The following is a 16,384-nucleotide window of genomic DNA, read 5'->3' as shown; positions in this document are numbered from 1 at the left end:
TCACGTGTCTATGCTTTTGGAGATAGCGCCTTCCAGCTTAGCAGCAGGCCGCCGTAAACGAGCCCGCCGCCGAAGCCGAACAGCAGGACGGTATCGCCGTCCTTCAGCTTCTCTTCCCGGGCTGCTTCCTCCAGCGCAAGCGGAATCGTAGCCGCAGACGTATTGCCGTACTTCTCGATCGTATGCAGCGTCCGTTCCAAAGGAATCCCCATCTTCTCGCATACGGAATCGATGATGCGCAGGTTGGCGCTGTGCGGGACGAACCAGTCAATGGCATCCGTAGACAAGCCGGTTTGGCTCAGCAGGTCGTTCACGCCTTTCGGAATCGTCTGAACGGCGAATTTGTACACCTCGCGGCCGTTCTGGACAAGCTTGCCGCTCGTATTGACCGGGCTGCCGTTCATATGATCGGCAAGCAGGGAGCGATAAATGTGAGGCCCGCCGCTGCCGTCGGTACCGCCCGTATAAGCGAGAAACTGCGGGCCGGAATCGTCCGAATCGTCCCGCTCAAGCAGGACCGCTCCGGCGCCGTCGCCGAATAGAATGCACGTCGTACGGTCCGTATAGTCGGTGATCTTGGATAGGGCATCGGCGCCGATGACGAGCGCCTTGCGGTGCAGGCCGGAAGCGATCATCCCGTCAGCCAGATGCAGGCCGTAGACGAACCCGGCGCACGCGGCGCTCAAATCGAAGGAGGTCGTCCGCTTCATGCCGAAATGAGCTTGAACCTGACAGGCGGTCGCAGGGAAAGCGAAATCCGGCGTGCTGGTGCCGACGATAAGCAGATCGACATCGTCTAACACGGCGCCGTAGCGGTCGGCAAGCTGCTGCACGGCCCGGATGCACAAGTGGCTCGTATACTCCTCCGGCGCGCTGATGCGCCGCTCACGGATGCCGGTCCGCTGTACGATCCACTCGTCGTTGGTTTCCACCATGCGCTCCAGATCGGCGTTCGTCAGACGGCGTTCGGGGACGTAGCTGCCGATGGCGGTAATACGGGAGCGGTAAAGCATAGCGGGGGAGGAAGAGAAAGGATGGGATTTCATAAAGGTCACCTCATTCATGAAATGGTTATGAAATTTAGTGTTATGTTCAGGTATTAGTACTAAGTACTAAAAATGATACTCTGTTTCCTCTCTTCTGTCAATCGATGGAATCGCGGCCGCCAGGTTTCGTATCCCCGTAATAGTCCGAGTACGGTGCTGCATATAATCTTAGCAATTTGCAGCGGATGAATGGGGTGATGGACATACGTAAAAGAAAGATCGTGAGGAGAAATCCAGATTGGTTTTTCCGTACAACGTGGAAGTATCTTATGGCGAGATATTCCCGGTCAAAGCTGCGCGTCCGAAAACATTATAAAAGGTATTATCGCGGTCAGATCCTTCATTTTTCGGAAGCGAAACGACTTGTTCCCGAACTATACGAGGACTTTCGGGCCCGTACAGTAAAGTCGCCCGCCGCCTTTGTCGCCGTGCTAAAGTATGGCCGTGTATGCGGCGACAAAGCTTACATCCTCTCGGCAAGATATAAGCTTCTACAAGATGTTTCCTTTGAATTTGAATTTAATGCCGAGCATCTTCAACCCATAAAAAAACGGAAAGCCTATCGGACCTGGAAATCACGTCCTTTTCAATACATTCCGGGTACCGTCGCTGTCCTCGCCTTTTGTGCCTCTTTTAACTATTTCCATTGGATGTTCGACGTATTGCCGCGAATCGAATTGCTGCGCAAAAGCGGTTTTCGGATCGATAAATTTGTCTTGAATCGTCAATGGTTTCCTCCCTTTCAAGACGAAACGCTTGCCGTTCTTGGAATTCCCAACGAAAAAATAATCGATAGCCGGGTTGACCTGCAAGCACGCAAGCTCGTCGTTCCTTCCATAATAAACCGCTATAATTTTAACACTAACACGTTTATCAAACCGAGTGTCATTCCCAAATGGCCTTGTGATTTTCTTAGAGCTACATTCCTGCATCCAAGCCATAACGATTGTTCGATGCAGCACGAATACATCTACATTAGCCGGGAGTATGCAAGGCACCGGAGAGTCATCAATGAGGAGGAAGTCGTCGATCAATTGGCTGCACTCGGATTTAAAAAAGTGACACTGGATTCTATGAAGGTTGCCGAGCAAGTCCAATTATTTTCTTGCGCTAAATTTATCATTGCTCCGCATGGCGCCGGCCTTACCAATCTGGTATTTTGCAAGCCGGGAACGAAGGTCATCGAGCTGTTTTCGACACAATATATGCCCGCCTTCTTCTGGATGGTCAGCAATCATGTTCAGTTGGATTATTATTACTTGATTGCTCACGTCAACAAAAATCATGAAAAGTTGGACTATACGGTAAATGTGGAGCAATTGCTACAGCTAATCACACGTGCCGGGCTATGAGCTTGAAGGGGAGCGCATATGAAAATTTTAGTCACAGGCGGAGCGGGCTTTATTGGTTCACATTTGGTAGATCAATATATCGATCACGGCCATGAAGTCATTGTTTTGGATGATCTGTCCACAGGACACAAAGAGTACAGAAATCACAAAGCCGAATATGTCATCGTCAGCCTCTCGGACCCCCGGCTGGAAGACATTATTTGCGAGATGAAGCCTGATCTCGTTAATCACCATGCGGCGCAAGCCAATGTTAGATTGTCTGTAAATCAACCCTGCATGGATATCGAAACGAATGTGACGAATACGGTTCGTTTACTTCGCGCGGCTGGTAGTGCAAAAGTGAAAAAAATCATCTTTGCTTCCACCGGCGGAGCGATCTATGGGAATACGCCGCGTAAAGCCATTTCGGAAGCTTATTCCTGCAAGCCGATCTCCCCCTACGGGATCAATAAATTCGCAGCTGAACAATATGTTCGCCTATACGCTGACCTATACGGTTATCAATGGACCATTTTGCGGTATTCCAACGTCTACGGTCCCCGTCAAAATCCGCATGGCGAGTCAGGTATTATCTCGATTGTTATGGAGCAGCTCAGAAGAGGGGAGAGACCTGTGATATTCGGAGATGGGGAGCAGGTGCGCGATTATATTCACGTTGACGATATCGTCGCAGCCAACCTGCTGTTTCTACAGCCGGACAACATGGCGAATGATATATTCAATGTCGGAACACAGTGCGGGACATCGTTAAATGAGCTTTTAAAAATCATGATGAAGGCTGCTCGCCGTTCGGTCCCGCCTGTATATGTATCCGCGAAAGAGGGCGATTTGAGCTGGAATGTGCTTTGCAATAAAAAGTTGAAAAAATTAGGCTGGTCGCCGAAAATTACACTGGATCGGGGAGTTGAAAAGCTTTTCCAGAACGAACAAACCACTTGACTGCTTGAAGCAAGTCAAATGGTTTGTTTTCGTTATCTTTTTTGGAATAGGGTCACACCATTCCAAAAGGTAGGATGCCCGTTATAAGCGGTAGATGAATCAAAGAGTATTTTATAGTCATTTACACTATTGGCCATAAAATCAAGTGTAGCTTGTCGAGGTTGTTCCCAGTTTGTATCGTCTACCATAACAATGCAATGATCGCCGAAGAAAGGTTCGGCTAACTGTAGTCCTGTTAATTGATTATAGTAATCATGGGCACCGTCATAAATGTAAAAGCCAATCGGATCGTTGTGCGTATGAAGGAAGTAGTCAACGTAATCCATGTCATGGAAGGCATGAGAATCGCTTTTGTAATATGAAAATCGTGATGTAAAGTCCTCTCGCGGCCCCCAAAATTCCGAGAAGTTATCGACACCGATACATTTTTTATTCGGATTATTGATCATTCCGGCAAGAAATGTGAACCCATGCCAAACCCCTATGTTCACAAAAGCATGGCGATTGTCCATTTGCGATACGCCTTTATTAATGATGGCTCCCAAGGCGAGGGTTGACATTCTTGGTATTTTGCACAGCTCGTAAAAACTTTCTTTTGTTTGTTGATCCGCTTCCGGCAATTTCGTATTCGCTAACTCAAAATCAAGCATGTTGTCGATAGGAGAACTAGGAGACATGTTCGGCTGCAGCCATGAGAATGAAATTCCGTTTATATATTTCGTAAACCTCATTGCTCGGTTCCTCCTCCAAGTTGGTGGACAATTTATTAGTACTTTATGATGCTTCCAATCTTTTGGTGAACCTATTTTCGTCCCAAACCGGATGCCGTTATGCCATAGCCGTGTCCTTCTAAGGCTGTGTTCATAAAATGTAGGAAAACGTCGTTGACCGCCAAAGGAGCTGCTAGAAACGATGACCCATTCAAGCGAATTGATGCCTCCTGCAGGTTTTTACCAATCCACATTAGATTGGATCAACCAGTCGCAGAACGAAAGGTTATTATATTCTATTTATCCGGAAACTCCGATTCCCACCGTTAGAAAAAAAGAAGAATTGCAATTGCTCGTCGGTAGACCCAAGCTCGGCAACAAGGCATTTGTTGCCATCGTGCCCAACGGACGGGTCTTGGGCGAGCGGGCGGTTATCTCACCCGACCATAAACTATTATGGGATGTTTCGATTGAATGGGCGAAAATGCCGCCGGAGCATTCCGTATTTCAGGAGCATAAGCTGCCGCCACTGATCCGAACCGATAAAACCGTTGCTTTGCTTAACCATCCGGCCGCTAAAAATTACTATCATTGGTTATTGGAGACGACCGCCCGCGTTCATTTGCTGCAAATGACCCAGATCCCAATAGACAAATATATCGTCAACCACAACTGGCTGCCATTTCAGCTTCAAACACTTGCCGCATGCGGCATACCTGCCGAAAAAATCATTCAACCGTATGGGCTTTTTCATCTGCAAGCGCGACAGCTCATCGTTCCCTCCTATGTGAATTTGCCAAATGCGTGGTCTTGCACGTATGTTCGACATTTACTTTTACCCCATATGGACATTCGGGAGGAACCTGGATACGAGCGGATTTACATCAGACGGAATTCCTATCGAAGAGTGATGAATGAACATGCCCTATTCGGTCTGCTGGAAAAGTATGGATTTCAAAGCGTCGAGCTGGAGTCCCTGCCGTTGGCTCGGCAAATCCGATTGTTTCATTCCGCCAAAATGGTCGTTGCACCGCATGGAGCCGGGCTCGCGAATCTCGTTTTTTGCAAGCCGGACACCAAGGTCATCGAATTATTCAGCCCAAGCTTTATGGAGCCGCATTACTGGTTGCTCAGCAGATTAATACAGTTGGATTACAACATGATCATTGGACATCAAGAAAATCCGAATCATTATTGGAGTGGTTTCGACGATATGTCCATAGATCCCCATCGATTAGAGGAGGTGTTGTCATGTCTGTTGTCGTGATCACAGGCTCTGCCGGGCTGATCGGGTCCGAAGCGACCGAATATTATGCGAGCCTGGGCTATCGTGTCATTGGCATGGATAACGATATGCGTCAAGACTTCTTTGGCCCGGAGGGGACAACGAGATGGAACCGAAGCCGGCTTGAGAAAAACTTGGGAGCAAACTATGTACATTATGACGTGGATATACGGGATCATCACGCGCTTAGCGAAATCTTTCTAAAGTACAAGCAGGATATAGCGCTCATCATTCATACCGCCGCGCAGCCGTCTCATGATTGGGCTGCCAGAGAGCCGCTCACGGATTTCCATATTAATGCCAGCGGGACACTGAATCTGCTTGAAATGATGCGTCTGCATTGTCCGGAAGCCGTGTTTATTTTTACCTCGACGAATAAAGTGTATGGCGACCGTCCGAACGAGCTACCGTTTTTGGAGCAAGAAAGTCGATGGGAGCTTGATTCGGGACATCCCTACTCTAATGGAATACCGGAAACGCTCAGTGTAGACCAATGTTTGCATTCCTTGTTTGGCGCGTCAAAGCTTGCGGCAGATGTCATTGTCCAGGAGTACGGCCGCTATTTTCAGTTGAAAACGGTCTGTTTTCGCGGAGGCGTATTGAGCGGCTCCAGACAATCCGGGGTACAGCTGCACGGATTCATCAATTACCTGTTAAAGTGCGCCATGACGAATAGTTCATACACCATATTCGGATACAAGGGAAAGCAAGTCCGGGATATCATCCATGCGAGCGATGTTGTCGCGGCCTTTCATGCATTCTTTCAAAATCCAAAGCGGGGAGGCGAAGTTTATAATCTTGGCGGCGGGCGTGATTCGAACATCTCCATTCTTGAAACGATCGAATGGGCCCAGCACATTACCAGCAAAAAGCTAAACTATTCCTACTGTGACCAACCTAGAACAGGCGATCACATCTGGTATATTTCGGATACATCAAAGTTCCGGAAGCATTATCCGAACTGGAGCATTCAAATCCCCGCACCTCAAATTATGGAACTGATTTATGACGAAAATAAAGATCGTTGGAAGGTCTGAACTCAAAAAAAGTCCCGGACCACTTGATGGGTGGTTCGGGAAAATATCATGATTTAATATTTATAATTCCATATTTTAAATACTTTTCTTCTCCAGCGAGGACCTCTACGCAAGAGACGATGCGTTAATCCGTTCGATAACTGGTTGTTTAATACCACGGCCGCATGAAACGTTCTTCTTTTTTTCTGTAAACGTATTTTTCTGGAGTCTCTGATCGTTCTTACATAGACATAGTTTAATTTTTTGAACCTCTTGCCTACCCGTTTCTTGAAGAACAAACATCCTCTTCTTGTGCCTACAATGGTTAGGACAGGCAGTCTCCTCTTCTCCCGAATAAGCTTGTTGTAGAGATGGAGAGACGATATCGTCATTAATTCGGTGATCGTCTGCTTCGTATTTTGTTTGCCTAAGGAGTCTTCGCGAAGCCTGTAGTGATATAAGACTTTGGGTATTTTCTCAATGGGGGCAATTTCGAACATTCGTAGCCATAGATCATAATCATAAGAAATCTTATACATTGGATTATATCGCCCGGCATCATAGAAAGCTTGTTTCGAGAACGTAACCGAGCCGTGGCACAAATAGCACATAAATAACCGATGTTTATAGATTTGTTCTTTTTCCAGCATTTGATTGTAATACTCGACTTCGGAATTGTTGCTTACGACCTCATTTCCGATTCGGCCTGTGATCAAAGAGCCTACGCCAATACTTTCAGGGTGTGACAGCAAATAGCCGGCCTGTTCCTCCAACCGGGTGGGTTCGCTGAGATCATCCGCGTCATGTATCGCAATCCAATCCCCTAAAGCATGCTCGATACCCAAATTAAGCGAAGCTGCCGCTCCTTGATTCGTTTCAGCATGAATAATTTTGACCCGATCATCGGCAATGGCGTCCAGAATTTCCCGCGTTCGATCCGAAGAACCGTCGTTAACGATAACAAGTTCAAATTGCGAATACGTCTGATTCAATATACTTTGGATCGCTTCCTCAATATACTTCTCGCCGTTATATACGGCCATCACAACGGAGATGTACATCATGAATCCTCCTCGCTTATTTGCTGATCAACCACTCCAAAATCGCCAGCAATTTGGGATATTCCCTTGAAGCTTTCAGCAGATTCAATTCCGCAAAAAAAGCATGTTTCCATTGCTCATCCCGCATGGTCTCGGATGCCTTCATGAGGTTGGCTACGGGCAAATTGCGAATCCGTAAGGTGAAAATTTGATCAAACAAAATAGGAAATGCCTGAATCAGATGGGGGTATTGATGCGGATGCTGATGAACCATCGCTTTATATTCAATAACCAGTTCGTTGACTTCAAGCAAGTTTTTGCCCATCCAGCATAAGGATTGTACGCCCACTTCAAATTCAGGATGCCGAGTAAAAAAATATTGATAATTGATCAGAGCGTCTTTCGTTTGGTTGCCGAGACTACGGGGATGTTCTTGGTGGTACACCTTCACCTTGGGGTTGTCAATAATTTTGACACCATTTCGATACAGGCGGTAGCCAAACTCCCAGTCCTCGCATCCCCAGCCTTGAAATCCTTCGTCAAACGGTCCAGCTTTGTCGAATGTGCTTCTCCTGACGGATATATTATGGGTAACGACAAAAATATACGGCAAATGATATCCTTCATAATGCACGCCATGGCGGTCAATGATCTCTCGAAAGAAGGGAGTAGGGTACGCATATTTCTTGTATTTTCGCTGAAAAATGCTCTGCTTCTTAAATAGCCTCATTTTCGAGTATTTCTTGAAAACACGCAGAATCCTTAATCTCCTATAGCGGGGATTTTTTTTACGGTTCAACCGCCTGAACAGCTTTAATTGTTCACGATTAAATTTTTTATCTAATACCGTGTAGGTATTGTAATGTTGGGCACAGCCCGTTACCACCAGATTGGGGTCGGCTTGATGGAGACGAACATGCTGTTCCACGTAAGCAGGGTCCAGAATCATCTCGGCATCGATGATGATCAGGACCTCCCCGGTAGCTGCTTCAATCCCGATATTTTTAGCTTTCGATCTCCCCACATTTTGCTCGCAGCGAATATATCGAAAATGAAATGGCGGACGATAGTTTTGCAGTCTTGGCGTTTTATCCGTCGAGGCATCGTCTACCAGAATGACTTCCATTTGTTTCGGGTCAAAGGTTTGGTTTTCCAATGCATATAGGGAATATAGATTTTGAGGATATTTATTATGGGTAATCATAACGACGCTTACTTGAATACTCATCGGCGGTCACATCCCTTCTAGGAGTCAGGCTATTTCAAGTTATATGCTTAGTTCGTAGGATGTGACACGGCAAGTTCATCAATTTCATCTAAACCAACGTTATGCGTACATTAGCTGATAGCGCAGTACGGCTATTCTTCATAGGATGTTATGAGCCGAGCATCGTGAAAGGAGGGAGTTCGAATAAAAACGATTCGCAAAGCGGTCATTCCTGCGGCCGGCCTTGGTACCCGATTTCTTCCCGTGACGAAATCGATACCGAAAGAGATGCTGCCGATCGTCGATAAGCCGACGATTCAATATATCGTAGAAGAGGCCGTTCAATCCGGAATTCATGACATTTACATTGTGATCGGAGATAACAAACGATCGATTCAGCATCATTTCGATAAGAACCTTGAGTTCGAATTCATCTTGAAAGAGCGCAACAAGCTGGAATTGTTAAGACTCGTCGAGGACATCAGCTCATTGGCTACGATTCATTATGTCGTGCAGGAGCAGGCACTCGGACTCGGTCATGCGATTGGGTGCGCTCGTCCGTTTATTGGTAATGAGCCTTTTGCGGTTCTATTAGGAGATATGGTTGTCGATAGTCAAGTGCCTTGCTTACAACAGCTACTCCATATCTACCATGAAAAACAGTCATCGGTTATCGCAGTCCAACGGGTAGATTGGTCGGAGACAAGCAAGTACGGCATTGTAGAGGGGAAGAAAGTAAGCGAACAGCTGACCCTGGTTACGGATTTGATTGAAAAACCTCCAGAGGCTCCCCCTTCAAATATAGCGATCATTGGAAGATATATTTTAGATCCGAAGATTTTTTCATTTTTAGAGGAAATGCAGGTCGGAGCAGGCGGGGAGATTCAGTTAACGGATGCCCTTCAACAACTCATACAGGAACAATTGTTATGGGCGTATGAGTACGAAGGAAAATTATATGATGTTGGCGATAAGTTAGGTTTTCTTCAGGCCAACGTTGAATTGGCTGTTAAAAACGACGATGTAAGCGAGAAATTTAAACTTTTTTTGCATAAATTTCTGAGAAGCGTCGAAGAATGATCGACTGAGGTGGATTCATTGAAAAAAGTCATTGTGACGGGTGCCGCCGGATTTCTCGGTTCGTGTCTAACCCGAAAGCTGCTGGCCGACGGAAACCAAGTGATCGGAATAGATAATTTGCTGACGGGTAGAGTTAGCAATCTGGCAGAGATACGAGACCATGCCAACTTCACGTTTATCCAAATGGATGTCGTATCGGAAAGTATGGTGAAGATGAAAAAGTTGGCAGGGGTTGAAGAAATTTATCATTTGGCCTCCCCCGCATCGCCTAAATTTTATCAATCGGCCGCTCTGGATACGATCGCTGTCAATACCATCGGAACGAAGCATATGCTGGAGCTGGCGAAATCCAATGGAGCGAGAATGGTTTACACCAGCACAAGCGAAGCCTATGGAGATCCGGAGGTTCACCCGCAGCGGGAGATGTATCGGGGGAACGTCAATACATGGGGACCCCGAGCTTGTTACGATGAAGCCAAGCGGCTCGGTGAAGTATACTGCTATGAGTATTATCGTCAATTTCAAGTACAGGTCAAGGTTGCGCGTATTTTCAACACTTATTCGGCAAACCTGCGCAACGACGATGGACGAGTGATCTCCAATTTTGTGAACCAGGCTATACGGGGACAAGACATCACCGTCTACGGAGACGGAAGTCAGACAAGGTCTTTTTGCTATGTAGACGATACGATACAAGGACTTATGAGGATGATGGAGAAGAAAGCGGCTACCGGGGAAATCATTAACCTTGGAAATCCGCAAGAGTACACGGTATTGCATGTTGCGGAGCTTGTCAAGAAGCTGGCGCATTCGAACAGCCGCATCACGTTTCATGACCTCCCGAAGGATGATCCCAAGCTGCGTTGTCCCGTCATTGATAAAGCAAAAAAACTCCTCGATTGGGAACCTCAAATTACACTGGAGGAAGGACTTGTACGAACGATTGAGATTTACCGTGCGCAGTTGAGCGAATCAGCCGGAGGGGATCGAGCGTGAAGGTGGTATGCGTTGGTTCGGGCTATGTCGGAAGTGTCACGGCTGCCGCCTTGGCGATGGCAGGGCATGCTACAACCGTAATCGATGTTGACCAGCACAAGGTCGATTGTATAAACGCAGGGCGAAGTCCGGTCTTCGAGCCCGGTCTGGATTCGCTTATTCAGCATCAAGTCGGTACGTCATTGAAGGCTTCCGTTTCCGCTCATGACGTGCATGAGGCGGATGTTGTGTTTATTTGCGTGGGTACGCCGTCGCTTGCCGACGGTACGGCAGACTTGCGCTTTGTGAAGGCTGCGGCCCGTTCTATTGGAGAGCATTTGAACACGGAGCGGTTCACGGTCATCGTCAACAAGTCTACGGTTCCGGTTGGCACGACCGAGCTGGTCGCGATGATCATCGAAGAGGCATCGGGATTAAAAGCGGAGGAGCAATTTGCAGTCCTTAGCAACCCTGAATTTTTGAGGGAAGGGTTTGCGTTAGAAGACGTTTTTTTCCCTGACCGCATTGTCATTGGCACGCTAAATCTAAAAGCAAGAACGACCATGAGGGAGCTGTATAAACCATTCGTCGAACAGCTTTATGATGAAGATGTTGCGAGGATTTTGCCACTAGAAGCCTGCAAGAACCGGCAGAAAGCCGTCTATTTCGAAACGGATGCGAAAAGCGCGGAATTGATCAAGTATGCTTCCAATGCGTTTTTAGCGGTTAAAATTAGCTATATTAATGAAGTTGCACGATTATCCGAAGCGCTCGGCTCGAATGTTGCGGATATTGCAAGAGGGATGGGACTCGATTCGCGAATCGGGGAGAAGTTTTTGCAGGTATCCAGCGGATGGAGCGGGAGCTGTTTTCCCAAAGATACGGGGGAGTTATTGGCGACCAGCCAAAAATACGGGAAGGAGCTCGCCATCGTTAAAGCGGCAATCGAATCCAACCAGCAGATGTACCAATTTTGTGTGGGCAAGATTCAACACAAATTGAAAAGCTTGAACGGAAAGACCATCGGGATTCTGGGACTAACCTTTAAGCCGGATACGGATGACGCGCGTCAAACGCAAGCGATACCGATCATTCACAAGCTGCTGCAATTTGGAGCGAAGATAAGAGTCCACGATCCGAAGGGGATGACCATGTTTCGGACTTTGCATGGCGAGCTGCCGATTACCTTCTGCGATCAGGCCGAAGAGACTGTCGACCGTGCAAATGCGCTCGTACTGTTAACGCATTGGAAGGACTATCGGCAGTTAGATTGGAAACGAATCTACGATGCCATGAAAACTCCGTATATTTTGGATACACGCAATTTCCTACCGGCAATCGAACTGCGTGAAATGGGGTTTGATTATGAAGGTATCGGTAGCCTATAGTGCCGAAGGATAATGTATCCCCTTTAAGCTGACCATGTGTTTGAGGATTACACCATGGTCTAGCTTAAAGGGGAATTTCTTTTTCTTAATGTAAAAACGTCAAGAAAGCCCTTACCTTTAGGCGAAGAACGACAACATTTATCACTGATCAACTATCATTTTGTGTGGTAAAATTGAAAGATACGACCTCGCCCGCCGAGTGAAAGAGTATGAGTGTGATTATAGGATTAGACTGAAACAAAGTATTGGACTGAAAGCATCATTAAGCTAATTGTGGGATAATCGCAGAAAGCCAAGGTCTCGAAAGAGGCTTTTAAAAATCAGGATGAATGGGAATGGACAAAAATGCTCGATTACCATGCTCTTTATGAACAGTATCACCAGCTTCTTTTCTCCATCGCCTACCGGATGCTCGGATTGGCGCAGGACGCCGAAGATGTCGTCCAGGACGTGTTCGTTTCGCTTCAGCACCACAATTCCGGCGAAATCGCCAATATGAAAGCGTATCTGTGCAAACTTGTCACCAACCGCTGCCTGAACGAACTCAAATCGTCGCACAAGGCGAAAACTACTTATATCGGCCCATGGCTGCCCGAACCAATCGTCACAGCGGTCGAAGGCAATCCCGCGGAAGCACTGGCCCTGCAGGATGACATCGCCTACGCATATCTGGTCGTCATGCAGCGGCTGACTTCGGCGGAACGGGCTGTTTTCGTACTGCGGGAAACACTCGGCTTCACATTCGAGGATATCGGCGAAATGATCGGCAAATCTGCTGTCAATTGCCGGCAACTGTTCAGTCGCGGCAAGCGCAAGCTGGACATACAGAAGAACGACGCCAGCGTGCCGATTGCACCCTTGAATCCGGAAGCTGAGGCGCTCAGCGCATCGTTCAGTGCCGCCTTTCGAGCCGGAGATATCGCCTCCATCGTCGAATTGCTGAGCGAAGACGCCATCTTGCTTACAGACGGCGGCGGCAAAGCGAAAGCCGCGGTCAATCCGATTTATGGCCGGGACCGCGTCCGGGCTTTGTTGGCTTTTTCCATTTCTCGCTATCTCCGGAATGGCGTTATCCGGTCGGTTGTCGTCAACGGCCACAACAGCTTCATGGTGATGCATGGCGGCAAACCGTTTGGCGTTTACGCCCTGGCTTTCACTCCGGACGGTTCGGCCATTTCGCGCGTTTATGTCATGATGAATCCGGACAAACTGAATAGCGCGGCCCGCTTGCTTGAACTGCCATCCTGATTTTTTTTTGCGCATCGTTGTCACAGATTTGCTCATTCAGTTGTATTCGTTAATGTACAATCAAAAAAACAATGGAGGTCAGCTATGAAGGTACTCATCGTTTATGCTCACCCGGAACAAAACTCTTTCAATGCCACAATGAAGAATCTGGCGGTGGAAACACTGACTGGAGCAGGGCATCAAGTACAGATTTCAGATTTGTACACAATGAAATTCAATCCCATTGCGGATTATTATGATTTTATGGAGCGAAAAAACAGCGAGTTTTTAAGTCTATCTGCAGAGCAAATGAATTCCTCGATTCATAAACGCTTTGCAGAAGAGATTCAGCAAGAACAAGACAAGGTGCTATGGGCGGACTTGATCTTGTTCCAATTTCCGGTATGGTGGTTTTCCATGCCTGCAATCATGAAGGGGTGGGTCGATCGGGTATTTGCCTATGGATTTGCTTATGGACATATTGACGGTGTTCCTCAAAACTTAAGCGGCCGAAAGGCAGTATGTATCATGACCACGGGTGCTTCAGAAGAATCCTATTCCTTGACAGGACAAAAGGGACCGATCAGAGATTGGATTAAACACATTGAAGTCGGCATGCTAGAGTATTCCCACATCAAAGTCTTGAATCCTTTTGTCGTCTACCAACCCGAATATATATCAGATGAGCAACGCATAAGTTATCTGGATCGGTATAAAAATTATCTGCTGGATCTTGAAGCGATGTGAGCTCGGTATAAGTACCCCTGTGCCGCAATTAATTTTTCCGTTCGTACGTAAGTAAAACGAAAAATGCAGCTCGTCCCTCGCTAGAGGGCGGGCTGCATTTTGTCTAGGAGCCTTGCAGTCCGGTAAACAGGCGAGGGTGCATCCTTACTTCCCATTCCCAACAACCCCAACAGCGAAGTGTCGCTGTTCTTTACAACAAACTTGAATGCAACCGGATACTATATAATTTTCAAACCTCTTACTTTATTGTCGATGATATTCACGTACATATAAATGTTTCTGGCGAAGGTACAGAAATAATGGAGCGTTTCGGAATATAGCTGTACGACGGCTTGTTAGAATCTGATGCGTAGAACCTGTAAAAGACCTTTGCTCGCCGTTGTTTATGCGGGTGCCAAGGTCTTTTACATTTTGTTATTCCTTAGGCATTTCGTTAAAGAAAGCTACATCATCGACTGCCAGCCTCACCGTCGGATGACCGGGCTTCGCCGCCTTGCCGATGGCGATCAGCATAATCGGAACGTAGCGTTCTGATATGCGGAAAGCTTCCATGAACTTTTGTTTGTCGTAGCCGGCCATCGGTACCGTGTCGTAGCCTTTAGCGCGGGCGACAAGCATGAGTTGCATCGATACTAGCCCGCCGTCAGTATAAACGATTTGGCGGATGGCCTCGGGCGGCATGCTCGAATACATGCCGGTATAGCGTTCAACCATCGATTTTGCCGTATCCGCAGGCATGAAGCCCGCATCGACAGCTTGGCCGTAAATCTTCTCGGCCATCCGGATGTTCTCGAGGTCTCCAAGAACGGCGATGACAGCCGAAGCCTCGACCACTTGCTGTTGATTGAATGCGATCGGAAGCAGCTTCTGCTTCAGCTCCGGCGAGTCGATAACGAGAAACCGCCACGGCTGCAGGTTAGCGGCTGAAGGAGCCAGCGTGGCTTGCCGCAATGTTTCGGTCAATTCCTCCCGCGAAATCTTGATCTCGGGATCATAGCTACGAACCGACCGGCGTTCTCGAATAACATCAAAAAAAAGTTGGTGCTCCATCGTTTGCGACGGTTGTGAAACCGACATGGTTCTCTCCTCCTTTTGGAAAAGCGGCATTCAGCATTTTGTTTCAATACAACATTAGTTGTTTGAACAACACTTGTTGTATTTATATGTTATAATAACAACCGAATGGTACGCAATCATCAATAACCATAAACCGTTGTATAGACAACACCATTTCTATAATGTCGTTTTATTGGGGAGATCTTAACCATGACAATTAAAAAGAATGAAGCTGATCCTCGTGTGATACGTACACGGCGACTCCTTCAAGACGCTTTTGCTTCATTAATTCAAGAAAAAGACTTTGAATCGATAACCGTTAGGGATATTGCAGAGCGGGCTACTGTTAACAGAGCGACTTTTTATGCGCACTTTGTAGATAAATTCGAAATTCTTGAGACCAAACTAACAGAATCATTTATGACAATCATAAATCGTAGAATAAGCGGTTACGAAGTATTAAATGAAGAAACAATTCAGAGTATTTTTCTGGGTGTATGCGATTTTCACAAGGGTCTAAGCACTATGTGCAAAAGAAGGTATAAATCGCTTGGACCTGTATTCGAAATTCAAATAAAGGAAAAAATTCAAACGATACTTCTTTCCTTTATAGACAAAGACAAGATGCTATCGAGTCCAAACGCGCAATTCTTAATAAATACAGCTTCTATCATGTTAAGTTGGGGGATGTATGGGGCGGCTTACGTTTGGAACAATGAGGGGCGTCTAATAAGTGCGGAATCATTCGTTAAACAGACTATGCCCTTAGTGATGAACGGAGCCAAAGAACTGCTGGGATAGGTCCTGTCGCTATTCCTCTATCCTGCCCGTTCAGATGAAACCATTATCTTGAATCACCGGTTGTTGTGTAACACAATGAATCATCCCGCTATCCTTGTATGCTGTACGCCGAAACCAACCAAGAAATCGGACTTTCCCGAGGGGGGCGAAACACCAAGATCCACACCGTAGTGGATGCAGTGGGTAATCCGATTCGCCTGTTTTTAACGCCTGGCAATATCCATGACTGCACGGTGGCGGTTGAAGTCCTCTCTGGCGTCACACTGTCCGGAAGCGTTGTTTTAGCCGATAAAGCCTATGGCACCCATGACATTCGAACGTATATCGAATCCCAAGACGCAACGTTCTGCATCCCTCCAAAATCGAATACGGCAAATCCTTGGGAATGCGACTTTTACCAGTATAAAGAACGGCATGTTGTGGAATGTTTTTTCAACAAACTCAAACAATTCCGTGGGATCGCAACACGCTACGATAAACTTTCTCGAAACTTTTTGAGCTTTGCTTTTTTGGCT

16 protein-coding genes are annotated in these 16,384 nt (G+C 46.9%); 11 read left to right on the top strand and 5 right to left on the bottom strand.

Going from position 1 to position 16,384, the window contains the following annotated elements:
* Positions 1 to 8 precede the first annotated feature (8 nt).
* Positions 9 to 1,046, bottom strand: coding sequence for a ketoacyl-ACP synthase III (locus BLO51_RS19860; protein ID WP_281180403.1), 1,038 nt, complete (start codon positions 1,044 to 1,046; stop codon positions 9 to 11).
* 197 nt (positions 1,047 to 1,243) lie between these two features.
* On the opposite strand from BLO51_RS19860, the gene BLO51_RS19855 reads away from it, so the two are divergent.
* Both BLO51_RS19855 and BLO51_RS19850 read left to right on the top strand, forming a co-directional pair.
* The gene (locus BLO51_RS19855) at positions 1,244 to 2,398 is read left to right on the top strand and encodes a glycosyltransferase family 61 protein (RefSeq protein ID WP_167670267.1); all 1,155 of its coding nucleotides are present in this window, start codon (positions 1,244 to 1,246) and stop codon (positions 2,396 to 2,398) included.
* Between the two features lie 18 nt (positions 2,399 to 2,416).
* A complete protein-coding gene (locus tag BLO51_RS19850; RefSeq protein ID WP_090674637.1) occupies positions 2,417 to 3,337 on the top strand; it encodes an NAD-dependent epimerase/dehydratase family protein in 921 nt (306 codons plus the stop codon).
* A 32-nt stretch (positions 3,338 to 3,369) separates the two neighbouring features.
* Here the strand turns inward: BLO51_RS19850 and BLO51_RS19845 are convergent, their stop codons facing one another.
* Positions 3,370 to 4,068 carry a class I SAM-dependent methyltransferase gene (locus BLO51_RS19845; RefSeq protein ID WP_090674635.1) on the bottom strand — a complete coding sequence of 233 codons (699 nt, stop codon included), beginning with the start codon at positions 4,066 to 4,068 and terminating at the stop codon, positions 3,370 to 3,372.
* A 181-nt stretch (positions 4,069 to 4,249) separates the two neighbouring features.
* Between BLO51_RS19845 and BLO51_RS19840 the strand changes: the two genes are divergently transcribed.
* Positions 4,250 to 5,314: a glycosyltransferase family 61 protein gene (locus BLO51_RS19840; RefSeq protein ID WP_090674634.1), complete on the top strand. Its 1,065-nt coding sequence runs from the start codon at positions 4,250 to 4,252 to the stop codon at positions 5,312 to 5,314.
* Positions 5,299 to 6,369, top strand: a complete 1,071-nt coding sequence (locus tag BLO51_RS19835) for an NAD-dependent epimerase/dehydratase family protein (RefSeq protein WP_090674632.1) — start codon at positions 5,299 to 5,301, stop codon at positions 6,367 to 6,369. Before BLO51_RS19840 ends, BLO51_RS19835 begins: the two co-directional genes overlap by 16 nt.
* Positions 6,370 to 6,422: 53 nt before the next feature.
* Here the strand turns inward: BLO51_RS19835 and BLO51_RS19830 are convergent, their stop codons facing one another.
* Complete coding sequence (locus tag BLO51_RS19830) at positions 6,423 to 7,412, bottom strand: glycosyltransferase family 2 protein (RefSeq protein ID WP_090674630.1); 990 nt, start codon at positions 7,410 to 7,412, stop codon at positions 6,423 to 6,425.
* A 13-nt stretch (positions 7,413 to 7,425) separates the two neighbouring features.
* Complete coding sequence (locus tag BLO51_RS19825; RefSeq protein WP_090674629.1) at positions 7,426 to 8,616, bottom strand: glycosyltransferase family 2 protein; 1,191 nt, start codon at positions 8,614 to 8,616, stop codon at positions 7,426 to 7,428.
* 183 nt (positions 8,617 to 8,799) lie between these two features.
* Between BLO51_RS19825 and galU the strand changes: the two genes are divergently transcribed.
* The 5 genes from galU (at position 8,800) to BLO51_RS19800 (ending at position 14,012) form a co-directional block, all read left to right on the top strand.
* A complete protein-coding gene (gene galU, locus BLO51_RS19820; protein WP_090674627.1) occupies positions 8,800 to 9,675 on the top strand; it encodes a UTP--glucose-1-phosphate uridylyltransferase GalU in 876 nt (291 codons plus the stop codon).
* An 18-nt stretch (positions 9,676 to 9,693) separates the two neighbouring features.
* A complete protein-coding gene (locus BLO51_RS19815; RefSeq protein WP_090674625.1) occupies positions 9,694 to 10,671 on the top strand; it encodes an NAD-dependent epimerase/dehydratase family protein in 978 nt (325 codons plus the stop codon).
* Entirely contained in the window at positions 10,668 to 12,038 is a 1,371-nt protein-coding gene (locus BLO51_RS19810; protein ID WP_090674624.1) for a UDP-glucose dehydrogenase family protein, read from the top strand. Before BLO51_RS19815 ends, BLO51_RS19810 begins: the two co-directional genes overlap by 4 nt.
* 345 nt (positions 12,039 to 12,383) lie before the next feature.
* Entirely contained in the window at positions 12,384 to 13,286 is a 903-nt protein-coding gene (gene sigJ, locus BLO51_RS19805) for an RNA polymerase sigma factor SigJ (RefSeq protein ID WP_090674622.1), read from the top strand.
* 84 nt (positions 13,287 to 13,370) lie between these two features.
* Positions 13,371 to 14,012 carry an NAD(P)H-dependent oxidoreductase gene (locus BLO51_RS19800; RefSeq protein ID WP_090674620.1) on the top strand — a complete coding sequence of 214 codons (642 nt, stop codon included), beginning with the start codon at positions 13,371 to 13,373 and terminating at the stop codon, positions 14,010 to 14,012.
* 414 nt (positions 14,013 to 14,426) lie between these two features.
* Here the strand turns inward: BLO51_RS19800 and BLO51_RS19795 are convergent, their stop codons facing one another.
* Positions 14,427 to 15,089: a nitroreductase family protein gene (locus BLO51_RS19795; RefSeq protein WP_090674619.1), complete on the bottom strand. Its 663-nt coding sequence runs from the start codon at positions 15,087 to 15,089 to the stop codon at positions 14,427 to 14,429.
* A gap of 189 nt (positions 15,090 to 15,278) precedes the next feature.
* Between BLO51_RS19795 and BLO51_RS19790 the strand changes: the two genes are divergently transcribed.
* Positions 15,279 to 15,869, top strand: coding sequence for a TetR/AcrR family transcriptional regulator (locus BLO51_RS19790; RefSeq protein WP_090674617.1), 591 nt, complete (start codon positions 15,279 to 15,281; stop codon positions 15,867 to 15,869).
* Between the two features lie 98 nt (positions 15,870 to 15,967).
* A partial coding sequence (locus BLO51_RS19785; protein ID WP_143006930.1) for an IS5 family transposase occupies positions 15,968 to 16,384 on the top strand: 417 nt, incomplete at its 3' end.

It is taken from the genome of Paenibacillus tianmuensis (genome assembly GCF_900100345.1).
In the GTDB taxonomy this organism is placed as follows: Bacteria; Bacillota; Bacilli; order Paenibacillales; family NBRC-103111; genus Paenibacillus_G; species Paenibacillus_G tianmuensis.
Note: the sequence above shows the minus strand (reverse complement) of the source record. Positions and strands in the feature narration are given on the sequence as shown.

Excerpts from the sequence above, each read along its gene's own strand:
- BLO51_RS19860 (WP_281180403.1), bottom strand. The coding sequence starts at position 1,046 with ATGAAATCCCATCCTTTCTCTTCCTCCCCCGCTATGCTTTACCGCTCC.
- BLO51_RS19855 (WP_167670267.1), top strand. The coding sequence starts at position 1,244 with ATGGACATACGTAAAAGAAAGATCGTGAGGAGAAATCCAGATTGGTTT.
- BLO51_RS19850 (WP_090674637.1), top strand. The coding sequence starts at position 2,417 with ATGAAAATTTTAGTCACAGGCGGAGCGGGCTTTATTGGTTCACATTTG.
- BLO51_RS19845 (WP_090674635.1), bottom strand. The coding sequence starts at position 4,068 with ATGAGGTTTACGAAATATATAAACGGAATTTCATTCTCATGGCTGCAG.
- BLO51_RS19840 (WP_090674634.1), top strand. The coding sequence starts at position 4,250 with ATGACCCATTCAAGCGAATTGATGCCTCCTGCAGGTTTTTACCAATCC.
- BLO51_RS19835 (WP_090674632.1), top strand. The coding sequence starts at position 5,299 with ATGTCTGTTGTCGTGATCACAGGCTCTGCCGGGCTGATCGGGTCCGAA.
- BLO51_RS19830 (WP_090674630.1), bottom strand. The coding sequence starts at position 7,412 with ATGATGTACATCTCCGTTGTGATGGCCGTATATAACGGCGAGAAGTAT.
- BLO51_RS19825 (WP_090674629.1), bottom strand. The coding sequence starts at position 8,616 with ATGAGTATTCAAGTAAGCGTCGTTATGATTACCCATAATAAATATCCT.
- sigJ (WP_090674622.1), top strand. The coding sequence starts at position 12,384 with ATGCTCGATTACCATGCTCTTTATGAACAGTATCACCAGCTTCTTTTC.
- BLO51_RS19800 (WP_090674620.1), top strand. The coding sequence starts at position 13,371 with ATGAAGGTACTCATCGTTTATGCTCACCCGGAACAAAACTCTTTCAAT.
- BLO51_RS19795 (WP_090674619.1), bottom strand. The coding sequence starts at position 15,089 with ATGTCGGTTTCACAACCGTCGCAAACGATGGAGCACCAACTTTTTTTT.
- BLO51_RS19790 (WP_090674617.1), top strand. The coding sequence starts at position 15,279 with ATGACAATTAAAAAGAATGAAGCTGATCCTCGTGTGATACGTACACGG.